A 22,615-nucleotide genomic window follows, 5' to 3' on the forward strand; every position below is an offset into this window, starting at 1 on the left:
GGACAGCGCCCTCAGTGCGGCCAGCCCTCAGGGCTCACGGGCATGCCCCTCAGGACGCACGGACATGCCCTCAGGGGCGCGGGGAACTGCGCGAGAAACCGAGCACGGCCGTAGTGGGCTGAGCGCGCGGTTCCCCGTGCCCCGGGTGGTGCGACTCGGGCAATCGGGTTCGCTGCGGCACAACCGCCTTCCGACTCGCGCAGTTCCCCGCGCCCCTGAAGGCTCACCCGCTCCCCGGGGGGCTCGTCGGTTCCCGGGGGGGCTCACCCGCTCCCTGAAGGCTCATCGCCTGCCCCCAGGGCTCACCCGCCCGCCCCCGGAAACCGCGAGGGCGGCACCGGGAGGAACCCGGCACCGCCCTCGTCAGGCTGTCGGCAGACTCAGCGCATCGAACCCGTGCGCAGCAGCGTACGGATCACCCGCATCGCGACCGAGAGGCTGGACAGTTCGTAGTTGTCCGAACCCCTTATGTCGTCGAGGGTGGTGCGCGCCCGGCTCAGCAGGGTGCCGTTCTCCTCGGCCCAGGCCTCGTACCGCTCCTCGGGGGTCGCGCCCTCGGGGCCGCAGGCCAGGATGTCGGCGGTCAGCGCCGAGTGGGCCGCGAACAGGTCCTCGCGGATGGCCGCGCGGGCCATCGAGGACCAGCGGTCGGTGCGGGGCAGGTCGATGATCCGGTCCAGCAGGTAGCTGATCTGCAGGCGGTCGGCGAGGTCGTAGTAGAGCTCGGCGACCTCGGCCACCTCGGCACCCGTGCGGTCCGCGACCCCGACCATGTCCAGGGCCGGGAAGGCCGAGGACAGACCCGCGATCCGGGTGGCCAGGCTCTCCGGGACACCGGCGTCGGCCAGCTCCTGGTACACCGAGTCGAACCAGGTCAGGTCCTCGCCGCGGAGCGGCTTGGGCAGGCTGCTCCAGACCTGCTCGACACCGTCGCGGAAGAACTCGATGGTGACGGCGATGTCCAGCGGGTGGCGCCGGTTGTTGAGCATCCAGCGGGTGGCGCGCTCGACCAGCCGGCGGGAGTGCAGCCGCATCTTGGTCTGGATCCGGGCCGACACCTGGTTGTCCAGGCCCTCGACCTCGTCCCAGATGCTCTCCAGACCGAAGATGGCGCGCGCCGCGGTGTGCGCGCGGGCGATCTCGGCCATGGTCGCCCCGGTCTCCTCGCGGAGGCGGAAGGCGAAGGTGCAGCCACCGCGGTTGATCGTGTCGTTGACGATCAGCGTGGTGATGATCTCCCGGCGCAGCGGGTGCCGGTCGATCGCGTCGGCGAAGCGGGTGCGCAGCGCGGTCGGGAAGTACTCGTGCAGCAGGCTGCGGAAGTACGGGTCGTCCGGCAGGTCGGTGGCGAGCAGCTCCTCGGCCAGCACGATCTTGGTGTACGCGAGCAGTACGGACAGCTCGGGCTGGGAGAGCCCGCGGCCGGCCGCCTGGCGCTCCCTGATCTGGCGCTCGGTCGGCAGGAACTCCAGCGCGCGGTCGAGCTGACCGTCCGCCTCCAGGCGGTTGATCATGCGCGAGTGCACGTTGACCAGGCTGTGCGCCTGCTTGACGGCGTTGGCCAGCACCACGTTCTGCGCGTAGTTGTTGCGCAGGACCAGTCGGCCGACCTCGTCGGTCATCTCGGCGAGCAGGACGTTGCGCTGCTTGACGGTCATGTCACCGTCGGCCACCAGCTGGTTGAGCAGGATCTTGATGTTCACCTCGTGGTCCGAGGTGTCCACACCGGCCGAGTTGTCGATGGCGTCGGTGTTGATCCAGCCACCGGTGGCCTCGGGGCCGCCGACCGCGGCGTACTCCACCCGGCCGAGCTGGGTGCAGCCGAGGTTGCCGCCCTCGCCGATCACCCGGGCGCGGACCTGGGCGCCGTTGACCCGGATGGCGTCGTTGGCCTTGTCGCCGACCTCGGCGTTGCTCTCCGCGGCCGCCTTGACGTAGGTGCCGATGCCGCCGTTCCAGAACAGGTCGACGGGCGCCTGCAGGATGGCCTTCATCAGGTCGGCCGGGGTGAGCTTGACCGCGTCGATGCCGAGTGCCGCACGGACCTGCGGGGTCAGCTGGATCGACTTGGCGCTGCGCGGGAAGACCCCGCCGCCCGCCGAGATCAGCGACCTGTCGTAGTCGTCCCAGGAGCTGCGCGGCAGGTCGAACAGCCGGCGGCGCTCGGCGTACGAGGTCGCGGCGTCCGGGTTCGGGTCGAGGAAGATGTGCCGGTGGTCGAAGGCGGCGACCAGGCGGATGTGCTCGCTGAGCAGCATGCCGTTGCCGAAGACGTCACCGGACATGTCGCCGATGCCGACCACGGTGAAGTCCTGCGCCTGGGTGTCCACGCCCAGCTGGCGGAAGTTGCGCTTGACCGACTCCCAGGCACCGCGGGCCGTGATGCCCATGCCCTTGTGGTCGTAGCCGGCCGAACCGCCGGAGGCGAAGGCGTCGCCCAGCCAGAAGCCGTACTCCTCGGCGACACCGTTGGCGATGTCGGAGAAGGTCGCGGTGCCCTTGTCGGCGGCGACGACCAGGTAGGTGTCGTCCCCGTCGTGGCGGACCACGTCGGCGGGGTGGACGACCTTGCCGGCCTTCAGGTTGTCGGTGATGTCGAGCAGCGCCGAGATGAAGGTCTTGTACGAGGCGATGCCCTCGGCCAGCCAGGCGTCGCGGTCCACCGACGGGTCCGGCAGCTGCTTGGCCACGAAGCCGCCCTTGGCTCCGACCGGGACGATCACGGTGTTCTTGACCATCTGGGCCTTGACCAGGCCGAGGATCTCGGTCCGGAAGTCCTCACGCCGGTCGGACCAGCGCAGACCACCGCGGGCGACCTTGCCGAAGCGCAGGTGCACACCCTCGACCCGGGGCGAGTAGACCCAGATCTCGAAGGCCGGGCGCGGGGCCGGCAGGTCGGGGATGGCCTTAGGGTCGAGCTTCATCGAGACGTACGAGTGCCAGTTGCCCTCGGCGTCGTGCTGGAAGAAGTTGGTCCGCAGGGTGGCCTTGATCAGGTTGAGGAAGGAGCGCAGGATGCGGTCCTCGTCCAGCGAGACGACCTCGTCCAGGGCGCCGGCCAGCTCCTCCAGGATGCCCTCGGTCAGCTCCCGGGCACCCGACTGGTGGCCGGGGCTGAGGCGGGCCTCGAAGAGGTTGACCAGCAGCCGGGTGGTGTGGGTGTTGTTGCGGAGCGCGTCCTCCATGTAGTCCTGGGAGAAGGTGCTCCCGGCCTGGCGGAGGTACTTGGCGTAGGCGCGCAGCACCATGGCCTGGCGCCAGTTCAGCCCGGCGGTCATGACCAGCTCGTTGAAGCGGTCGTTCTCGGCCTTGCCGGTCCAGGTGGCCGCGAAGGTCTCCTGGAAGCGCTCGCGGGCCTCGTCGGAGAGGCCGGTGGCCTCGCGCAGCCGCAGGCCGAAGTCGACCACCCAGGCGGTGCTGCCGTCGGCCCGGGTGAGCGCGTACGGGTGCTCGTCCAGCACCTCGACGCCCAGGCGGGAGAGCACCGGCAGGACCTCGGTGAGCGAGATCGGGCCGCCGACCCGGTAGATCTTGAAGCGGCGCTCGTCGTCGCCGGCGCCGACCGGCTGGTACAGGTTGAGCCGGAAGTCGCCCTCGCCGCTCAGCGACTCGATCTGCTTCAGGTCGGCGACGGCGGTGCGCGCACTGAAGTCGGCACGGTAGCCGTCGGGGAAGGCGCCGGCGTACTTGCGGCCCAGCTCGGCGGCCTTCTCCTCGCCCAGCTCCAGGTGCAGCTGGTCGAGGAAGCCGTCCATCCAGAACCGGGCGGCCTCGGCCAGCTTGGCCTCGATCCGCTCGACGTCGGCGTCCGAGAGCTCCGGCAGCGTGCTGCCCTTGGCGACCCGGACCACCAGGTGGAGACGGGTGAGCACGGACTCGGTCGAGTAGATCGTGTAGTCGATCGCGTCGCCGTTGAGCTCGTCCTTGAGGATCGCGGTGATCTGCTCGCGGACCCGGGTGTTGTACCGGTCGCGCGGCAGGTAGATCAGCGCGGAGAAGTAGCGCTTGTACTCGTCCTGGCGCAGGAACAGCCGCAGCCGGCGGCGCTCCTGCAGGTAGAGCACGCTGGTCGCGATGGAGAGCAGGCCCTCGGCCGGGGTCTGGAAGATCTCGTCCCGGGGGAAGGTCTCCAGGATCTGCAGCAGGTCACGGCCGTCGTGGCTCTCGCTGCTGAAACCCGAGCCGGCCAGCACCTCCTGCACCTTGCGGCGGACCACCGGGATCCGGGTGACCGACTCGGTGTACGCGGCGGAGGAGAACAGGCCGAGGAAGCGGCGCTCGCCGATGACCTCGCCGTTGGCGTCGAACTTCTTGACGCCGACGTAGTCCAGGTAGGCCGGGCGGTGCACGGTCGCGCGGCTGTTGGCCTTGGTCAGCACCAGCAGCTTCTTCTCGTGCGCCTTGGCCCGGACCGGGGCGGACAGCCGGCCGAAGGCCTCGCTGACCGGGTGGTGGTCGGCGTCGTGGCTGAGCGGGTCGGAGCGCAGGACGCCCAGGCCGGTGCCGGGGACGGCGCGCAGCACCTCCTCGCCCTGGTGGTCGGCCAGGTCGTACTCGCGGTAGCCGAGGAAGGTGAAGTGGTCGTCGGCCAGCCAGCGCATCAGCTCCCAGGCCTCGCCGACCTCCTGCTCGGGCAGGTGGGCCGGGGGCTGCTCGGCGAGCTCGTCGGCCAGGCGCAGCGCGCTGTCGCGCATCTTGGCCCAGTCCTCGACGACCTCGCGGACGTCGCCCAGGACGCGGCGCAGGTTGGCCTCGATCGAGCGGAGGTCCTCGCGGTCCGTCTCACGGTCGATCTCGATGTGCATCCAGGACTCGACCGTGGCGTCGGCGGGCCATTCGGCACCGGCGGCCTGGCTGCGGGAGCAGGCGTCGATGTCCAGGATCTCCAGCAGCTTGCCGGTGATGTCGCGCCGGACCACCAGCTGCGGGTGGACCACCACGTGGATGCCGCGGTCCTGGCGGGTCAGCTCATTGGTGACCGAGTCGACCAGGAACGGCATGTCGTCGGTGACCACCTCGACCACGGTGTGGCCGCAGGACCAGCCGTTCTCTTCGACGGTCGGGGTGTACACCCGGACCTCGGCGGTCCCCTGGGGCCGCTTGAGCCCCAGTCTGTAGTGGGAGGCGGCCGCGCCGTAGACGTCGACCGGGTCCCGGTCGATCAGGTCTTCGGGCGCGGTGTGGAGGTAGTAGTGGAGCAGGTACGCGGTCAGAGCACCGTTGCTCAGGCCCTCCCCCTGCGCCGCTCCCCCCACCTGGCTGTTCTCAGCGGCTGCTGCTGCCTTGGTCAGCAGTTCGGCCTTGGCTGTGTCCAGCTTGGTCTGCATGGCTGTCTGGCTCCTGTCGCGCGCCGTTGCGTGACTCGGTGGTGTCGGGTGCACCGCCGGGTCTGTCTGCAATCCTCCCTCATGATCCAGATTCCGCCCTAATGGGTGGTTACGAAAGGCGGCCATGTCACGCATGACTTGCCCTCCATCTGGGTACGTGAGGTCGTTTGGCCCGGATTGCAAAACCCGACGACGCCAGAAAGCCTAGCCGCACCAAACGAAGGTGTCAGGGGACACCGAGGCACAAACCCTTAGGAAGATCGATCCCACCTGGACATCTTGTCCAAAGTGCCCTGCCGGGCCCTCAGGCTCTGTCAGGTCAGCGCCCCGGTGCCCGCTCCACACCCCGCCGGGTGCTCCCGGCCCGGGTCAGGCGGCGATCCGCTCCGCCAGCTCAACCGCCTCCGCGAGGCTGTCCACCACCGGCACCCCGACCCGCTCCAGTTTGGCCCTGCTGTGCGAACCGCCGGTGTAGAGCACCGCGTGCGCCCCCGACTCAAGCGCCGCCAGCGCGTCGTCCACCGCGTCCCCGATCAGTACGGTGCGCCCCGGCTCGACCGCGGGGGCCAGCACCGCCAGGTGCCGCGCCAGCATGCCCGCCTTCCGCCCGCCGGTCCCCTCGATCCGGCCGTCCACCCGGATGAAGTGCGGGGTGATCCCGAAGCCGTCCACCACCGGGACCAACTGCCCGTGCTCGTACATCGACAGCAGCGACTGCGTGTTGCCCGCGGCCTGCCACTCGCGCAGCAGCGCCGGTGCGTCCTCGGTGAGGCCGCACCGGCCGCGCAGCTCGGTGTACCGGTCGTGGAAGACACCGTCCAGGTGCTCCCACTCCGCCTGGCTCGGGGCGCGGCCGAGCAGCCGCTCGTAGAAGCGCGGGATCGGGATCTCGTACGAGTCCCGGTACTGCTGCAGGCTCATCGGGGCGATCCCGACCGTGGCGAAGGCGGCGTTGCTCGCTTCGAGCACCGCCTCCATGTCGTGGAAGAGTGTTCCGTTCCAGTCCCAGACGATGTGTGTACGCACCCGGGAACGGTAGCCGAACCGACTGACAGGCCCGCGCCCCGGGCCCGCGGCTCAGGCGAGCAGGGCCGGGATCTCCTGGGTGGCGAACCAGAGCAGGTCGTGGTCCTCCGCACCGTCCACGGTGAACTGGGCGTCGGCATCGCCCTTGTCGGCGGCCGCGATCGCCTCGACGGCGGCCGCCACGTCCTCGACCACCTCGGCGTCGGCGACATCGGCGTGCACGGCGGCGGCCTTGGCCAGCCGCACGGGGCCCAGCAGCTCGACCCTGCCGAGCGAGGCCTGGTCCTGGTACTCGTCGCCGGGGAACGGGGCGACCGCGGAGTCGGGCAGGTCGACCGCCACCACCACCCGGCGGCGCGGGGCCTGCGGATCGGCGGCGAGCAGGCGCAGCGAGCCCTGGGCGGCGCGGTTGAGCGCCGCGTACTCCAGCTCCTCCAGGTCGTCGCTGACATACCACTCGCGCAGGGCGGGGGTGACCGCGTACGCCGCCGACTGGTCGAGTGCACCGCCCTGGTGCGCCGCCGCCAGACCGTTCAACGTGGTGGGCACGTACACGCGCATCGGGGGCACTCCGGTTCTTCGGCTTCTTCGGACGGCTGATCAACACCGCGCACCAAGAATACGGCTCACACCCCGTCCGTCCCCTCCGGGCAGGCGGGCCGGGCCCCGGAGCGCGGGGAACGGCGTGCCGGATCCGTACCCGGCTTCCCCTCGCCCTCGCCCGCCCCTTTTGACCGCCCGGCCACGCGGGCGGGACGTCACCGCACCGACTCCAGGGCCACCCGGCTGGTCCGCAGCGCGGTCTCCAGCACCTCGGGCCGCCGGGCCGGGTCCATCATGTTCGGCCCCATCACCGCCAGGTCCTCCAGCGTCGGCGCGAGCAGCCGCACCCGGACGCCCGAGTCGCGCAGACGGCGGGCCTCGCGGAGCATCTGCCGGGTCACCGCCCTCCGGTAGCGGCTGACCAGCTGTGCCAGGACGCCCTTCGGGCGGTCCCTGGCCCGCCATTCGCGCAGTGCGGCCACCGTCCCGCGCCCCGCGTCCACCCGCGCCGAGCCCGCCCACGCGGGCCGCAGCGCCATCGGCGCCAGCACGTACACCTCGTCCAGTTCGCGCTCCGCCATCAGGTCGGCGTTGGTGGCCGACCAGCAGCCGCCGTCCACGTACGGGCTGCCCGCCACCTCCACCGGCGCGAACCAGCCGGGGATCGCACAGGAGGCCATCACCGCCTCGGCCACGCCCGCCTCCGGCGCGTCCGGATCGCCGAAGACCACCCGGCGGCCGGTGCGGTAGTCCACCGCCGCCACCCGCAGCCCGGACCCGAGCGGCCAGCCGTCACCGTCGACCAGCCCCCGTACCAGCTCGCCGACCGGAGCCACCGAACCGCGGCCGGTCGGCACCACGGCCGAGACCATGGTCAGGAACGGGTACTCGCGCGGGTGCCGGACCGCGTCCCGCAGCAGGCCGGGCGAACCGATCCCGGGACGGGGGCGCGGCGGCAGCGCGCCCCCGACGGCGGTGTCGTAGTCGAATTCCACTCCGGCCAGCGGGCCGGTGCGGATCGGCAGACCGCGCTGATGGTCCCGCAGTTCCTCGGCGCGCACGCCGGCGGCCAGCATCGTGCCCAGGATCGAACCGGCGGAGGTCCCGAGGATCACCTCGGCCCCTCCGGGCTGCCAGCCGGTGCTCTCCTCGATCGCGCACAGCGCCCCGATGGTCCACGCCGCGCCCAGCATCCCGCCACCGCCGAGCACCAATCCGCGCCGCACCCCGTCCGCGCCCGGCCCGGCCGCCGCCCCGCCGGTCCGCGCGGCCACGTCCACGACCGCGCCGTTCGCCGCCCCGACCCGCCCGGCGCGGGCCCGCCCGCCCCCGTCGGCGTCCGTCTCGGCCTTACCGGTCCCGGCACGCGCGGCACCGGCCGCCGAGGACGCGCCGGATGTCCCGGCGGGCCCCGCCGCCGTTCCCGCCGACTCGGCCGAGGGCTGAGTCACCATCACGCTGCCGCCTCTCCGGTCTCCGGATCGTCTTCCCCGATCCTCCCGGCTACCGGCCGGTAGACCCGGTACGGCGCCCGGCCCGTGCCACGATTGCCACCCAGCGTACGTCCCCCTTCGAGCGCCCCCGAGCGGCCTCCGGCGTCAACCCGCGGCCCGGCCGCCCGGTCCCAAAGCCCTCGGGCCGCAAGGGGCATCACCCGGATAGGTGACTCGCCGGGCGGCCCCGGCGGAGCGCCGACGGGTGATTGCCGCCCCGTGGCGGCGCGGGTACCAAGGTCTCCGACAGGCCCAGCCACCCACCGACATCCGCCGGAGGTACCGTCCATGGTCGAGCCCGCAGCCGTCCCGCAGCTCGCGACGCTCCGCGCCCCGCGCGTACGCCCCCTGGTTCACACCGCCGGACACCCGCACGCCCGACGTCCGCTCCCGCAGCCGCGCACCTGCACCACACCGGCGCCGACCACCGCCACCGCCCCGCTCACCGGCGGCGTCCCGCTCACCGGCACCGCTCCGGACGGCCCCACCGGCGCCGCCCCGCACGGGCCGGCCGCCGCACCGGCACCCCGCCACACCCCCGCGCGCACCCTGGGTGAACCGCGACGTCCACGCCACCCGCGCGCCGCCTGCGCCCCCGCGCACGGCGGCGGACACAGCGAGCTCGCCGCCCGCTTCGCGCACCGCCTGGTGGAAGTCCTCACCGGCCGCCGCCCGGCCGGGCAGCTCCAGCGGCACACCACCGTCCCCGCCTACCAGCAGCTCACCGCCCTGGTCAGGAGCGGCCCGCTGCGCCCGCGCGGCCAGGTCGTCGGCCACCGGCTCGGCCGGGTGTACGACTCCGCGCCGGGACCCGGCGCACTGGAGGTCTGCGTCCGGGTCGAGTTCGGACAGCGGCACCACATGGTCGCCTTCCGCCTCGAACAGCACCGCCGCACCGAGCAGTGGCAGTGCGCCGCCGTCGAAGCCCGCTGAGCACGCAGTAAGGGAGCGGGTACCCCGCGCCGGGCCGTGGCCGTCCCGGGCCGCCCACTCGGTGCGCCGCGCCTCGGGGACGGTCGGGAAGCGGATACCCGGAACCGGTACAGAAGCGCGGGGGCATCCGCACCCGCGAGCGACCGGGCAGCGCCCCGTGCCTTCGAGGAGCCGTCACCGGCGCCGGAACGCCAACGGGCGCCACCCCCGCGGAAGCGGTGAGTGGCGCCCGGTCGAACGGAGTTGACGGAGCCTTGGATCCGGCGGAGCGTCAGGCCTTGCGGCGGCGCCCCTTGGCCGCCTTCGCCGCCTTGCGGCGCTCGGCACGGGTCAGGCCGTCGCCCTCACCCTCGCCCTCGGACTCGTCGAAGTCGCCCTCGATGACCGTGTCGTCGCCGTCCACCGTGGGAGCGGTGTAGTGCAGCCGCTGCGGCTTGGGCGCCTCCAGGCCCTTGGCCTTGATCTCGGGCCGGACACCGGAGTCCTTGGCGAGCCCGGCCTCCTCGGCCTCGGCCTCCGCCTGCTCCTCGTCCTGGACCGGCACCTCCTCGACCTGCTGCTCGACCTGGACCTCCAGGTTGAACAGGTAGCCGACGGACTCCTCCTTGATGCCCTCCATCATCGCGGTGAACATGTCGAAGCCCTCGCGCTGGTACTCGACCAGCGGGTCGCGCTGCGCCATCGCCCGCAGGCCGATGCCCTCCTGGAGGTAGTCCATCTCGTAGAGGTGCTCGCGCCAGCGGCGGTCGAGGACCGAGAGCACCACCCGGCGCTCCAGCTCACGCATGATCTCCGAGCCGAGCTGGTCCTCACGGGCGCCGTACTGGGCCTGGACGTCCTCCTGAAGCACCCGGGTGAGGAACTCGGGGGTGAGCCCGCCCTGCTCGCCGGCCTCCTCCTCCAGCTGCTCCAGGTCCAGGGTGATCGGGTAGAGCTGCTTGAGCGCGGCCCAGAGCTTCTCCAGGTCCCAGTCGTCCTCGAAGCCCTCTCCGGTCGCGGCGTTGACGTACGCCTCGACGGTGTCGTCCATGAAGTGGGTGACCTGCTCCTGCAGGTCCTCGCCCTCCAGGACGCGCCGGCGCTCGCCGTAGATGACCTCGCGCTGGCGGTTGAGCACCTCGTCGTACTTGAGGACGTTCTTGCGGATCTCGAAGTTCTGCTGCTCGACCTGGGTCTGCGCGGAGGCGATCGCGCGCGTCACCATCTTGGACTCGATCGGCACGTCCTCGGGCACGTTGGCCATCGAGAGCACGCGCTCGACCATGCCGGCCTTGAACAGGCGCATCAGGTCGTCGCCGAGCGAGAGGTAGAAGCGGGACTCGCCCGGGTCGCCCTGGCGGCCGGAGCGACCGCGCAGCTGGTTGTCGATCCGGCGGGACTCGTGCCGCTCGGTGCCCAGCACGTAGAGGCCGCCGAGCTCCTGGACCTCGACCTGCTCGGCCTTGACGGCCGCCTTGGCCTTCTCCAGCGCGCCCGGGAAGGCCGCGTCGTACTCCTCCGGGCTGTCCGGGGTGATGCCGCGCTGGGCCAGCTCGGCTGCCGCCAGGTGCTCGGCGTTGCCGCCGAGCATGATGTCGGTGCCGCGGCCGGCCATGTTGGTGGCGACGGTGACAGCGCCCTTGCGGCCGGCCTGGGCCACGATCAGCGCCTCGCGCTCGTGGTGCTTGGCGTTGAGCACCTCGTGCGGGACACCGCGCTTGCGCAGCTCCTGGGAGAGGTACTCGGACTTCTCGACCGACACGGTGCCGACCAGCACCGGCTGGCCCTTCTCGTGCTTCTCGACGATGTCCTCGACCACCGCGGCGAACTTGGCCGGCTCCGACTTGTAGATCAGGTCGGGCTGGTCGATGCGCAGCGGCGTCTTGTTGGTCGGGATCGGGACGACGCCGAGCTTGTAGATCTGGTGGAACTCGGCCGCCTCGGTGGTGGCGGTACCGGTCATACCGGCCAGCTTGTCGTACAGGCGGAAGAAGTTCTGCAGGGTGATGGTGGCCAGGGTCTGGTTCTCGTTCTGGACCTCCACCCCTTCCTTGGCCTCGATCGCCTGGTGCATACCCTCGTTGTAGCGGCGGCCGGCCAGGATACGGCCGGTGTGCTCGTCGACGATCATGACTTCGCCGTTCATGACGACGTAGTCCTTGTCGCGCTTGTAGAGCTCCTTGGCCTTGATGGCGTTGTTCAGGAAGCCGACCAGCGGGGTGTTCACCGACTCGTAGAGGTTGTCGATGCCGAGGTAGTCCTCGACCCGGCCGACGCCCTCCTCCAGCACGCCGATGGTGCGCTTCTTCTCGTCCACCTCGTAGTCGCGGTCGCGCTTGAGGCGCACCACCAGCTTGGCGAAGTCGCCGTACCACTTGGTCGCCTGGTCGGCCGGGCCGGAGATGATCAGCGGGGTGCGGGCCTCGTCGATGAGGATCGAGTCGACCTCGTCGACGACCGCGAAGTTGTGGCCGCGCTGGACCAGTTCGTCCTTCGACCAGGCCATGTTGTCGCGCAGGTAGTCGAAGCCGAACTCGTTGTTGGTGCCGTAGGTGATGTCGCAGGCGTACTGGCGCTTGCGCTCGGCCGGCGACATGTTGCCGAGGATGACACCGACCTCCAGGCCCAGGAAGCGGTGCACCCGGCCCATCCACTCCGAGTCGCGCTCGGCGAGGTAGTCGTTGGTGGTGATCAGGTGGACGCCCTTGCCGGTCAGCGCGTTGAGGTACGCGGGCAGGGTGCCGACCAGAGTCTTGCCCTCACCGGTGCGCATCTCGGCGACATAGCCGAAGTGCAGGGCCGCGCCGCCCATCAGCTGGACGTCGTAGTGCCGCTGGCCCAGCACGCGCTTGGCGGCCTCGCGGACGGTGGCGAACGCCTCGGGCATGATGTCGTCCAGGCTCTCGCCGTCGGCGAGGCGCTGCCTGTACTCGTCGGTCAGCGCGCGCAGCTCGTCGTCCGTGAGGTTGACGAAGTCCTCTTCGATGGAGTTGACCTGGGCAGCAATCCGCTGCAGCTTGCGAAGGATCTTGCCTTCGCCGGCGCGCAGGATCTTGTCGAAGACGGACACTTGAGCGGGCTCCTTGCCTGGATCGGCTCTGGACTACTGCGAGGCGGGACACCCCACCGTACGGGCCATCGTATGCGAGGAGGCCAATACGGTGGGAGGTGCGTCAGCACGGTATTCCCGTGTCACCCGCGAGAGGAATACCCCGTGGCCGCACGCCGTAGGACAAAAGGGGCACCACCGAGGGAAGTTCGGCGCGGATGAGAATTCAGCGGGGGTCGACCAGCTGCGCCGCGAAGACGGTGCCCAGCGGCTCGGGGCCGACGTACTGCTGGCAGTTGCAGGGCCGCGCCTCGTAGCGCAGCGGCCTGCGGTCCCCGTCCCAGGCGACCGGGGTCTCGGCCTCCTCGTGGCAGCGGCCCGCCCTGTCGTGCTTGGCGAGGTGGTGGGTGCAGCCGCAGACCGGCTCCGGCGGCCGGTTCGCCGCCTCCAGCTCGCGCTGGTGCCGCTCGGCGGCCTGGATCAGCTCCAACTTCCGCCTGTGCCTGGTCTTCAGCGCGTGACGCGCGTTCCGCTCGATCCAGCGCCCGCCGAAGATCACGGCCGGGATCGCCATCCACAGGTAGTACATGCCCCGTCCCCCTCCATGGTGGCCACAGAGTATCGCCGCCGGGGGCGGGCGCTGTCATTGCCGGGCCCTATGCTCGCGCGCATGACCGCCTCCGCGACTCTCTCCGCCGACCAGGCCCGCCGGATCGCCCTACGCGCCCAGGGGCTGCTCGGCGCCCCGTACCGCAGGGCCGGGGCGGCCCCCCGCCCCCGGACCTCGGCCGAAGTCGCCCCCACCCGGGGGCGGGCGAGCGGGCCGGGCGCATCCGGAGCCGAGCGGGCGGTCGACCGGGTGCTGCGGCACCTGGGCGCGGTGCAGTTGGACACCATCTCCGTGCTGGCCCGCTCGCACGAACTGGTCCCGTACGCGCGCCTCGGCGCGGTGGGGCGCCCGGCGGTGGAGTCCGCTTATTGGGGCACAGCGAACACCTTCGAGTACTGGTCCCACGCGGCCTGCATCCTGCCGGTCGAGCAGTGGCCGCTGTTCGCCTTCCGGCGCCGCCGCTACCGCGACCGCGGCCACCTCTGGGGCCACCAGGTGCCGCCGGAGACATACCGGGGGATAGTGGACAGGCTTCGCGCCGCGGGGCCGCTCACCTCCACCGAGTTGGGCGGCGCCAAGAAGACCGGCGAGTGGTGGGACTGGTCCGACGCCAAGATCGCGGTCGAGCGGGCGCTGGCGTTCGGCGATGTGGTCTGCACCGAGCGGCGCGGCTGGAAGCGGGTGTACCGGCTGGCCGAACAGGCCATACCCGCCGAGCTGTTCGAGCAGGATCCGAGTGACGAGGAGTGCCTGCGGCGGCTGGTCGCGCAGGCCGGGGCCGCGCTCGGGGTGGCCACCAGGGCCGACCTGATGGACTACCACCGGCTCAGGGCCGAGCAGCTCGACTCGGTGCTGGCCGACTCCGGTCTGGTACCGGTCGAGGTGGCGGGCTGGCCCGCACCGGCCTGGGCCGATCCGGCGGCGCTGGCGGGCGAGGGGTCGGTCAGCGGCTCCGCCGCGGGGCGCGGGCGGCACCGGACGACGCTGCTCTCCCCCTTCGACTCACTGATCTGGGACCGTGCCCGCACCGAGCGGATCTTCGGCATGGCGCACCGCCTGGAGGCGTACACCCCCAAGCACAAGCGGGTACACGGATACTTCGCCATGCCGCTGCTGGCGGGCGGCCGACTGGTCGGGCGGGTGGACCCGGCCCGTGAGGGGCGGACGCTGGTCGCCCGTCAGGTCTCACTGGACGCGCCGAAGTACACCGAGGCGCTGGCCGGGGCGCTGCGCGAGGCCGCCGAGTGGGTGGGCTGCGACGCCGTCCGGATCGAGGCCCTGTCCGACGAGAAGCTGCGGCCCGCCCTGGAGCGGTTGCTGTGACCCGGCGCGCGGCCGCCACGGTGCCGCGGCCGTCACGGTGCCGCGGCCGACGCGGCGCACGGTTGACCAGGTGCGCGGTCGATCGCGGTGGGCGGCCGGTCGCGGCGCGCGCGGCAACACGGCCGCGGCTCAGCCTATTTCGAGGATCTTCTCCCGCATCGCGTAGACCACCGCCTCCATCCGGGAGTGCAGCTGCAGCTTCTCCAGGATGTTCCGCACGTGGTTCTTCACGGTGTTCTCGCTGATGAACAGCTCCTTGGCGATCTCCCGGTTGTTCATCCCGGTCGCCACCAGCTTGAGCACCTCCAGCTCACGGTCGGTGAGCCGCGGAGCCGGCACCAACTCCCGGTCGTCCGAGCGCCGTTGGATCATCGACTTGAACTCGGTGAGCAGCTTGGCGGCCATCGACGGACTGATCTGCGACTGGCCGTCGGCCACCGCCCGGATCGCGGTGGCGACCTCGTCGGTGGAGATCTCCTTGAGCAGGTAGCCGGTGGCCCCGGCCTTGATCGCCTCGTAGAGGTCGGCTTCCTCGTCGCTTATCGTCAGCATGATGATCTTGGCGCTGGGCACCACGTCCTTGATCGCGGTGCAGGCCTCGATACCGCTGCGCCGGGGCATCCGGACATCCATCAGGATGATGTCGGGCAGCAGGTCGGCGGCCTTGAGGACGGCCTCGGCACCGTCGCCGGCCTCGCCGATGACCTTGATGTCCTCCTCCTCGGCCAGCACGATCTCCAGCCCGCGGCGGAACAGCGCATGGTCGTCGACCACCAGGACCCGGATCGGTTCGACCTGGTTCGGTGGGCACCCCGGTTGCGTGAACTCCCCTGCCCGTTCCCGGCCTTGCCCGGCACCGATGCCTCCCCCCGCGCCGGGCCTGAAGTGCTCCCCCATCCGATCCTCCCCCTCGTCGGTCAGTGTCCGGGCCATCATTCCACGGCGGACCCACCCCACGGTCACCCTCCGGCACCGGACCGCCCAGCTGGGTGACCCCGGCAGCCTGGGCCGCCGGGGTCACCCGAACCGTCGATCTGTTCCGTTGTACCGGTGGCGGCCTGCGGCCGCCGCCGGTCGTGGGTGCGGTTGGACCGGCGCTGTGCGCGGTCAGCGTCTACCGGCCGAGGTCACTCCTCGTCCGGCTCCCCGATCGCGCCGCCGGCGCCGCCGACACCGCCGATCTCGCCAACGGCCGAGCCGTTGGGCTCCAGGTGGATGACGCCGTAGTGGTAGCCGTGCCGGCGGTAGACCACGCTCGGCAGTCCGCTGTCCTTGTCCACGAACAGGTAGAAGTCGTGGCCGACGAGCTCCATCTCGTACAGCGCCTGGTCCAGCGACATGGGCGCGGCGGGGTGCGTCTTCTCTCGGACGACGAGCGGTCCTTCGCCCTCCACCTCCAGGGATCCCATCATGGTCTTGCGGACCGCGCCGTTGGTCACGCCCGCGGTCGCCTCGGTCTCGGGGAGCGCGGCCAGCGCGGCCGTCGCCTCCGAGACACTGACCGGAGTACGGCCACCGGTGCCGCCCTTGTGCACCCGGCGCCGATCAGCGGACTTGCGCAGCTGTGCCTCAAGCTTCGCCGAGGCCAGGTCGAGCGCGGCCCACGGGTCGGTGGCGGCGGCCTCGGCCCTGATCACCGGGCCCCGGCTGCGAAGGGTGATCTCCACCCGGTCGGACCGGTCGGCCTGCCGCGGGTTGTGCTCCTTGGACACCTCGACATCCAGGCTGATCGCCTTGGTGTCGAACTTCTGGACCTTCTCCAGCTTCTCGGCCACGTGCTCGCGGAACCTCTTGGGCACCTCGGTCTTGCGGCCCTTGACGACGATGTCCACGCAGAACTCCGATCCCTTGTGCTGACGCCGATCCGGAGTGCTCACCGGATCGGGCTGAGACCCAGCCGGACCAGCCCTGCTGCCGAACCCCCGCCTCGCCGGGGGTGGCGATCGCGACTGGTCCTCACCTCACTTCCTCCCCACCAGAAACGCTTGAAACCCCTTGGAGCCTCATAGAACACCTGCTGAGGGGTTTTCGCCTCCCCAGTCGAACAACGTAGCGGCGGAGTATCGCCGGTCCGGCTGTTTCACCCTGTTTACCCTCCTGCGGGTGAAGCCACGGTAAAGAACTGGACAACGACACCCGGGCCATCCACCGTAAGGCGCAGTCTCCGCTCCTGGAAGCTCTCGGGGGAGTCATGACCGAACTCGTGCCTGCCCACACCGCCGCCCACACCGCCGGCTCACCAGGTGACTCCCCGGGCGAGTCCCCGGCCGCCCCTCCTGCCGTCCGGGCCCTGCGGGAGCTGCTGGACCTACTGCTCCCGGCCCGCTGCGCCGGCTGCCGCACCGGGCGCAGCCCGCTCTGCCCGTCCTGCCGGGCCGAGCTCCGTACCGCTCGCGCCGGGCCCGCAGGCCCGCAGCCGCCGCCGGCCGGGCTGCCGCCGCTGTACGCCGCGGCACCGTACGCGGACCCGGTACGGCAGTTGCTGCTCGCCCACAAGGAGCGCGGCGCGCTGTCACTGGCCGGGCCGCTCGGCGGGGCGCTCGCCGCCGCGGTCCGTGCCGCACTCGGGCACCCTGGGGACGGGCTCGCGGCAGGGGCGGGAGCCGGGCCCGTGCTGCTGGTGCCGATGCCCTCCGCCCGCCGGGCCGTCCGGGCCCGCGGGCACGATCCCACCCTGCGGCTGGCCCGCGCGGCGGCCCGGGAGCTGCGCCGGGCCGGGCTCGCGGCCGCGGTCGCCCCGGTCCTGCGGCACGGGCGGACAGTGGCCGACCAGTCCGGGCTCTCCGCCGCCGAGCGGCAGCGGAACCTCCACGGCGCGCTGCTGGTACCCGCACGCCGTGCCGCCCGGCTGGCGGGCGCCCGCCTGGTCCTGGTGGACGACCTGGTCACCACCGGTGCGAGCCTCGCCGAGGCGGCCCGTGCCCTGCGTGCGGCCGGTTGCCCGCCACTGGCCGCGGCCACCGTCGCCGCGACCGTCCGGGGCACCTCCAGAGGCAGCGGGAACCGCACGGGCGACCACGCACCGCCCTGAGCCCGAGGCGCCGGTCGGCCGGGCACCGCCCGGAGCGCGGCCGGCCGCACGACCGGCCCGCTGCACGGGTGCGGGGCACGGGCACGGGCGCGGGCACGGGCGCGGGCGCCCCAGGGTTCGCCATCAGGCCCCGCGGTGCGCCATCCGGCCTGGTTCAGGCAGGCCCTGACGCAGGTCGGCGAGGCCGCCGGGACGAGCGCCTCCGTCCCCGAAGGCGCGGTACGGCCGACGCCCCGCACCGGCGGCCGCTCACCCCGGGTAGCTGAAGGACGTCCCGTGGTGCTGGGGAGCGGCCTCGCGCCACTGGCTGCCCTGGAGCCGGTAGATCTCGTTGTCCTTCGACACGGCCAGCACCGGCAGGGTCTGCTCGCCAGGACGGGCCTGCGTCTGGTCGCCCGAGCGGACTTCGGAGGCCGAGACCGAGATCATCGACTCACCGCCCTGCAGCGGGGAGTCGGTGTTCTGCGACCCGTCCGTGCCCACGTAGTGCAGCTGCTGCAGCTTGCCCGGCTCCTTGCCGAGCACCAGCAGCTGGTCGGTGTCCGCCCAGGAGACCGAGGCGATCTCGCTGAGCAGCGGCGCCACCGGCCGCAGCCCGGTGATCGCCGCCGCCGGCGCCGCCGACGTGCCCGAGTGCTCCACCAGCCCGACCACCAGCGTCCGCGCACCGGAGCCGTCCACCAGCACCAGCGCCACCCGTACCCCGTCCGAGGACATCTTGAGCGCCTGCACGGTCCGCGCGCCGAGCCCGCCGATCGAGACCGGGACCACCGAACGTCCGCGCACCATCAGCACCTTGGATGCCGCCGGGTCGCGGTCGACCACCCACAGGTCCCCCCGCCCGTCCCAACTGGGCGAGGTGAGGCCCTGGTTGGGCTGGGCCGAACTGGTGAGAACCGGGCTGCCGAGCTTCCCGTTCGCGCCGAGACCGGCCACGAAGAGCTGCCGCTGGTCGGCGCTGACGGCCGCCGCCATGGTGCCGTCCCGCCGCACCGCGACCGATCCGATCTGCGGCTGACCCTGCTTCGGCTGCCCGAGTTCACCGAGCACCGGTGTGCCCTCGCCGGCACCCTGGGTCTGCATCAACTTCCCGGTGTCGGACAGGTAGTAGGCCTGCGGCGCGGCGCTCTGCGCACCGGCGGCCGGACCGCCGACGGCCAGACCGCCGGGAGCGACCGACTGGGCCTGAGCGGCGTTCACCGAACAGCCGCCCTTGGCCCCACTCAGGTCGAGCCGGTCGACCTGCCCCTTGCCCTGCTGGTCGAGCAGGGTGAAGTAGAGCTGACTGGCCATCTGCTGACAGAGCTTCGGCTGGGCGCCGAAGTCGGGGACGTCCACCTTGGCCGAGATCACCCGGCTGTCGTTCACCGAGACGTCGCCTACCAGCTTCGCGCCGTTGAAGGCCGAGTAGACCGCCTTGCCGAGCCAGGCGGAGGGGCCGTCGGCCAGCGCCCGGGCGGCGGCGGTCAGCGGGTCGGTCCGGCGCCGCAGGTAGATCGGGTCCGGTACCAGTACCGGCTGCTGCGCGCCGGCCGACGGGTCGGGGGTCGAGTAGAAGTAGCGGTGGGTGGCGCGGTAGCCGTTCCTGAAGCCGGTCTGGTCCACGATCAGCCCGTTCGGCAGCTGATCGATCCGCCACTCCCCCTTGTCCGGCCCGTCCTTCTCCTTCACGAAGGTGAACTTCTCCTGGTACGGCTCGTTCGCCACCGCCCGGTAGGTGTGTGCCGCGTCGATCTGCCCGACCTTGGTCCCGGTGACCGGGACGTCGATGCGCAGATCGTCCGACTTGGGCTCGGTGATCAGCCGGCTGGGTGCCTTGACCAGCACCGTCACCCCCGCGTCCGGGTTCCACCGGTGCTGGCTGCGGGCGGCGGCGCTCAGGTACTTGGAGGCGGTGGTGTACTCGGGCTCGTCGGCGCTCGACGCGTCCAGGAAGCCGGTCAGCAGATTGGCCAGGTCCTCGCCGGGGTGCGGCGGGACCGGGAAGACCCGGACCTGCAGGTTCTCCGCCCCGGCCGCCTGCATCACCTCCACCCGCGAGGACGGGCCGTCGGCGGGCATCGACACGCAGCCGCTGAGCACCAGGGCGCCCAGGGCGGCCGTCAGCGACCAGCCGAGCCTGCGGGCGCCCCGGCCGGCGGGTATCCGACCGCCACCGGAGGCCGACCCGGTACGGACGCCCGCAGCGGCCCCCACGGCGTCGGCCCCGGGGCGCGCCTCAGTGGTCCTGCCATCCGTCCCCGGCATACCGCGCCCCCTCCGTATCGCCGTTCGCGGCACCGTCCCTGTCGGCACCGTGCCCTGCCGCACCGTGGCCCACGGCGCCGTCCGCAGGCTCTGCTCCTGCCGTCTCACCCTCGGCGCTCTCGCCCTCCGCCGCGGACTCCGGGCGGGCCGACGACCGGTCCACCACCACCTGGGCGCCGGTGGCACCGTACCCCGCCGCGGCCGACCGGACGTCGGAAGGGTCCGCGACCGGAGCCGACGGCAGCCTGCCCAGCCCGGGTCCGAGGTTCAGTACCCCGCCCAGACCGCTGCCGAAGCCGTTCCCGCCGCTCTCCGGCGCCTCGGGCGTCTGGGCGGGGGCGCCGGTGTCCTCCCTGGCGGCGGTGAGCGCGGTCGCGCCCGCAGGGCGGGCGGGCCGCCGGTACGGGGCGCCCCGGGTGCCCAGGCCCAGGTTGTGCCGGGAGTCCTCGGGCTCCAGGCGGAACGGTGCCCGGCCGACCTCGCCGCCCCTGGTGCGGGGCAGCGTGAGCCGGAAGTGCGAGCCGCCGCCCGGCTCACCCCAGGCCTGGAGCCAGCCGCCGTGCAGATGCGCGTCCTCGACCGCGATGGACAGGCCGAGACCGGTACCGCCGGTGGTCCGCACCCGGGACGGGTCCGCGCGCCAGAACCGGTGGAAGACCCGGGAGGCCTCGCCCGGCTTGAGTCCGATCCCGTAGTCCCGGACGCCGATCGCGACCGCGCCCTCGGCCGAGCCCAGCCGGACCACCACGTCCCGGCCCTCGCCGTGCTCCAGCGCGTTGACCACCAGGTTGCGCAGGATGCGCTCGATCCGCCGGGAGTCCACCTCGGCGACCACCGGGTCCTCGGCACCCCGGATGATCACCGCACTGCCCTTGGCCTGGGCCAGGGGGTCGGCGGCCTCCACCACCCGGGTCACGATGTCCCGCAGGTCCACCGGCTCGGCGTCCAGGATCGCGGCGCCCGCGTCGAACCGGCTGATCTCCAGCAGGTCGGCGAGCAGCGACTCGAAGCGGTCCAGCTGGTCCTGGAGCAGCTCGGCGGAACGGGCCGCCATCGGGTCCAGGTCCTCACGGCTGTCGTAGATCAGGTCGGCGGCCATCCGGACCGTGGTCAGCGGGGTGCGCAGCTCGTGCGAGACGTCCGAGACGAAGCGCCGCTGCACCCGGGAGAGCTCCTCCAGCTGGCGGATCTGCGCCTGCAGGCCGTTGGCCATCCGGTTGAAGGCGTCGCCGAGACGGGCGATGTCGTCCGTCCCGGTCACCTTCATCCGCTCCTCCAGGTGCCCGGCGGCGACCCGCTCGGAGATCCCGGCCGCCATCCGGACCGGGGTGACCACCTGGCGGACCACCAGCCAGGCGATCCCGCCGAGCAGGATGACCACGAACACGCCGGCGGTCGCCAGGGTGCCGGTGACCAGACCGAGGGTCTTGGTCTCCTGACCGAAGGAGAAGACGTAGTACAGCTGGTAGGGCAGGCCGTCGGGCCCGGTGAACTGCTTGCCGATGACCAGGCCGGGCTCGCGGTAGACCGGGCCGCCGTCACCGCGCTGGATGTCGGTGACCTTCTCGTGCGCGGCCGACGGATCCTCGGCCACGTCCTTGCGCAGCTGGTCGGGGATGCTGCTGGGCAGGATGTTGCCGGAGTACCAGGCCCCGCGCAGGCCCGCGCTCGGGGCGTTCTCCTCCTTGTCCCCGTTGGGCACCAGGGCTACCACCGAGTAGACGCCGCTGCCGCCGCTGGCGAGGTCCGAGACCTGCTTGATCAGCCAGGTGCTGAGCTCGTCGGCGGTCGAATCGCCGCCGCTCCCGGCCTTCGCCTGCAGGTTGATGGCCTCGTTGATCTTCTCCTGCTCGATCTGGAAGCCGCCCCTGGCCTGGCTCTTGGCCGAGTTCTCCTTGGCTTCCAGCAGCCCGGCGCGGACCTGGGCCACCACCACCACGCCGAGCACCAGCACCACGGCGAGCGAGAGCAGCAGGGTCGCGGCGACCACCCGTACCTGGATGGAGCGGCGGTACAGGGCGAGCAGCCGGTGCAGCGGGCGTCGGAACTGACGCGCCACCAGGGCCAGCAGGGCCGCCGGACCGCGCCTGGACCGCTGGCCCTGGACGGTCGAGCTCAGCACGGCCCCGGGCACGGCGGACTCCCCGTCGGCGGTGGAATCCGACGGGGAGTGGTCGGCGTCGTACGTCACGTCAGCTGGGCCCGGCCTTGTATCCGACGCCACGGACGGTCACCACGATCTCGGGCCGCTCGGGGTCCTTCTCGATCTTCGAGCGCAGGCGCTGCACATGGACGTTGACCAGGCGGGTGTCGGCGGCGTGCCGGTAGCCCCAGACCTGCTCCAGCAGCACCTCGCGGGTGAACACCTGCCAGGGCTTGCGGGCGAGCGCGACCAGCAGGTCGAACTCGAGCGGGGTCAGCGGGATGCCCCGGCCGTCCCGCTTCACCGAGTGGCCCGCCACGTCGATCACCAGGTCGCCGATGGTCAGCTGCTCGGGCGTGGGCTCCTCGGCGCGGCGGAGCCGGGCACGCACCCGGGCCACCAGCTCCTTGGGCTTGAACGGCTTGGTGACGTAGTCGTCGGCGCCGGACTCCAGGCCGACCACGATGTCCACCGTGTCGGTCTTCGCCGTCAGCATGACGATCGGCACGCCGGACTCCGAGCGGATCTGCCGGCAGACGTCGATGCCGTCCCGGCCGGGCAGCATCAGGTCGAGGAGCACCAGGTCGGGCTTGGTCTCCCGGAACACGGCTAGCGCCCTGTCCCCATCCGCGACGAAAAACGGCTCAAAACCCTCACCACGCAGCACGATACCGAGCATCTCGGCCAGTGCGGTGTCGTCATCAACGACGAGGACGCGTCCCTTCATGCGTCCATCCTCTCATTACGGGATTGTGACCTGCCGCACAGCCGTGCCATTTCGGCGTGGAACGCACTGCCAACTCGGTCATAACGTCGCAAAGTTCGCAGCTCGTCCGGGCCGTGCGGGCCGTTGCCGATCAGCAATGGGAACACCTCTGGGGCCGGTCGCACCACCATGGCACGATGGGCGG

The 22,615-nt window shown here is 72.0% G+C and carries 14 protein-coding genes; 3 read left to right on the forward strand and 11 right to left on the reverse strand.

Annotated features, from left to right (window positions below; genetic code table 11):
• Positions 1 to 380: 380 nt before the first annotated feature.
• The 4 genes from ACSMTC_RS13970 to ACSMTC_RS13985 all read right to left on the reverse strand — a co-directional run bounded on the left by ACSMTC_RS13970 (position 381) and on the right by ACSMTC_RS13985 (position 8,350).
• Positions 381 to 5,327, reverse strand: coding sequence for an NAD-glutamate dehydrogenase (locus ACSMTC_RS13970; protein ID WP_436560012.1), 4,947 nt, complete (start codon positions 5,325 to 5,327; stop codon positions 381 to 383).
• 369 nt (positions 5,328 to 5,696) lie between these two features.
• Positions 5,697 to 6,353, reverse strand: coding sequence for an HAD family hydrolase (locus ACSMTC_RS13975; RefSeq protein WP_436560013.1), 657 nt, complete (start codon positions 6,351 to 6,353; stop codon positions 5,697 to 5,699).
• Positions 6,354 to 6,404: 51 nt separating this feature from the next.
• Positions 6,405 to 6,914 carry a DUF6912 family protein gene (locus ACSMTC_RS13980; protein WP_436560014.1) on the reverse strand — a complete coding sequence of 170 codons (510 nt, stop codon included), beginning with the start codon at positions 6,912 to 6,914 and terminating at the stop codon, positions 6,405 to 6,407.
• Between the two features lie 197 nt (positions 6,915 to 7,111).
• Positions 7,112 to 8,350, reverse strand: a complete 1,239-nt coding sequence (locus ACSMTC_RS13985; RefSeq protein WP_436560015.1) for a patatin-like phospholipase family protein — start codon at positions 8,348 to 8,350, stop codon at positions 7,112 to 7,114.
• A 327-nt stretch (positions 8,351 to 8,677) separates the two neighbouring features.
• On the opposite strand from ACSMTC_RS13985, the gene ACSMTC_RS13990 reads away from it, so the two are divergent.
• Positions 8,678 to 9,322, forward strand: coding sequence for an Rv3235 family protein (locus tag ACSMTC_RS13990; RefSeq protein WP_436560016.1), 645 nt, complete (start codon positions 8,678 to 8,680; stop codon positions 9,320 to 9,322).
• Between the two features lie 271 nt (positions 9,323 to 9,593).
• Here the strand turns inward: ACSMTC_RS13990 and secA are convergent, their stop codons facing one another.
• Positions 9,594 to 12,371: a preprotein translocase subunit SecA gene (secA, locus tag ACSMTC_RS13995; protein WP_436560017.1), complete on the reverse strand. Its 2,778-nt coding sequence runs from the start codon at positions 12,369 to 12,371 to the stop codon at positions 9,594 to 9,596.
• 205 nt (positions 12,372 to 12,576) lie between these two features.
• The gene (locus ACSMTC_RS14000) at positions 12,577 to 12,939 is read right to left on the reverse strand and encodes a hypothetical protein (protein ID WP_436560018.1); all 363 of its coding nucleotides are present in this window, start codon (positions 12,937 to 12,939) and stop codon (positions 12,577 to 12,579) included.
• 81 nt (positions 12,940 to 13,020) lie between these two features.
• On the opposite strand from ACSMTC_RS14000, the gene ACSMTC_RS14005 reads away from it, so the two are divergent.
• Positions 13,021 to 14,283, forward strand: a complete 1,263-nt coding sequence (locus ACSMTC_RS14005; RefSeq protein ID WP_436560019.1) for a winged helix-turn-helix domain-containing protein — start codon at positions 13,021 to 13,023, stop codon at positions 14,281 to 14,283.
• A 129-nt stretch (positions 14,284 to 14,412) separates the two neighbouring features.
• Here the strand turns inward: ACSMTC_RS14005 and ACSMTC_RS14010 are convergent, their stop codons facing one another.
• The gene (locus ACSMTC_RS14010) at positions 14,413 to 15,180 is read right to left on the reverse strand and encodes a response regulator (protein ID WP_436560020.1); all 768 of its coding nucleotides are present in this window, start codon (positions 15,178 to 15,180) and stop codon (positions 14,413 to 14,415) included.
• Positions 15,181 to 15,410: 230 nt separating this feature from the next.
• Positions 15,411 to 16,115 carry a ribosome hibernation-promoting factor, HPF/YfiA family gene (gene hpf / locus ACSMTC_RS14015; RefSeq protein WP_436564679.1) on the reverse strand — a complete coding sequence of 235 codons (705 nt, stop codon included), beginning with the start codon at positions 16,113 to 16,115 and terminating at the stop codon, positions 15,411 to 15,413.
• 359 nt (positions 16,116 to 16,474) lie between these two features.
• On the opposite strand from hpf, the gene ACSMTC_RS14020 reads away from it, so the two are divergent.
• Positions 16,475 to 17,314 (forward strand): ComF family protein, encoded by an 840-nt coding sequence (locus ACSMTC_RS14020; protein ID WP_436560021.1) that lies wholly within the window; start codon positions 16,475 to 16,477, stop codon positions 17,312 to 17,314.
• Positions 17,315 to 17,563: 249 nt separating this feature from the next.
• On the opposite strand, the gene ACSMTC_RS14025 is transcribed toward ACSMTC_RS14020, so the two are convergent.
• The 3 genes from ACSMTC_RS14025 to mtrA form a co-directional block, all read right to left on the reverse strand.
• Complete coding sequence (locus tag ACSMTC_RS14025; protein ID WP_436560022.1) at positions 17,564 to 19,561, reverse strand: LpqB family beta-propeller domain-containing protein; 1,998 nt, start codon at positions 19,559 to 19,561, stop codon at positions 17,564 to 17,566.
• On the reverse strand, positions 19,533 to 21,683 hold the full coding sequence (gene mtrB, locus ACSMTC_RS14030; protein ID WP_436564680.1) for an MtrAB system histidine kinase MtrB: 2,151 nt from the start codon (positions 21,681 to 21,683) through the stop codon (positions 19,533 to 19,535). Before mtrB ends, ACSMTC_RS14025 begins: the two co-directional genes overlap by 29 nt.
• Before the next feature lie 70 nt (positions 21,684 to 21,753).
• Positions 21,754 to 22,431 carry an MtrAB system response regulator MtrA gene (mtrA, locus tag ACSMTC_RS14035; RefSeq protein ID WP_436560023.1) on the reverse strand — a complete coding sequence of 226 codons (678 nt, stop codon included), beginning with the start codon at positions 22,429 to 22,431 and terminating at the stop codon, positions 21,754 to 21,756.
• Between the last annotated feature and the right edge of the window lie 184 nt (positions 22,432 to 22,615).

It is taken from the genome of Kitasatospora sp. HPM-01-4, from assembly GCF_051374625.1.
Taxonomy (GTDB): domain Bacteria; phylum Actinomycetota; class Actinomycetes; order Streptomycetales; family Streptomycetaceae; genus Kitasatospora.

Coding starts and splice junctions, on each gene's coding strand:
- mtrA (WP_436560023.1), bottom strand. CDS start 22,431: ATGAAGGGACGCGTCCTCGTCGTTGATGACGACACCGCACTGGCCGAG.
- ACSMTC_RS13980 (WP_436560014.1), bottom strand. CDS start 6,914: ATGCGCGTGTACGTGCCCACCACGTTGAACGGTCTGGCGGCGGCGCAC.
- ACSMTC_RS13985 (WP_436560015.1), bottom strand. CDS start 8,350: ATGGTGACTCAGCCCTCGGCCGAGTCGGCGGGAACGGCGGCGGGGCCC.
- ACSMTC_RS14000 (WP_436560018.1), bottom strand. CDS start 12,939: ATGTACTACCTGTGGATGGCGATCCCGGCCGTGATCTTCGGCGGGCGC.
- ACSMTC_RS13990 (WP_436560016.1), top strand. CDS start 8,678: ATGGTCGAGCCCGCAGCCGTCCCGCAGCTCGCGACGCTCCGCGCCCCG.
- ACSMTC_RS13970 (WP_436560012.1), bottom strand. CDS start 5,327: ATGCAGACCAAGCTGGACACAGCCAAGGCCGAACTGCTGACCAAGGCA.
- ACSMTC_RS14010 (WP_436560020.1), bottom strand. CDS start 15,180: ATGGGGGAGCACTTCAGGCCCGGCGCGGGGGGAGGCATCGGTGCCGGG.
- ACSMTC_RS14025 (WP_436560022.1), bottom strand. CDS start 19,561: ATGCCGGGGACGGATGGCAGGACCACTGAGGCGCGCCCCGGGGCCGAC.
- ACSMTC_RS14005 (WP_436560019.1), top strand. CDS start 13,021: ATGACCGCCTCCGCGACTCTCTCCGCCGACCAGGCCCGCCGGATCGCC.
- ACSMTC_RS14020 (WP_436560021.1), top strand. CDS start 16,475: ATGACCGAACTCGTGCCTGCCCACACCGCCGCCCACACCGCCGGCTCA.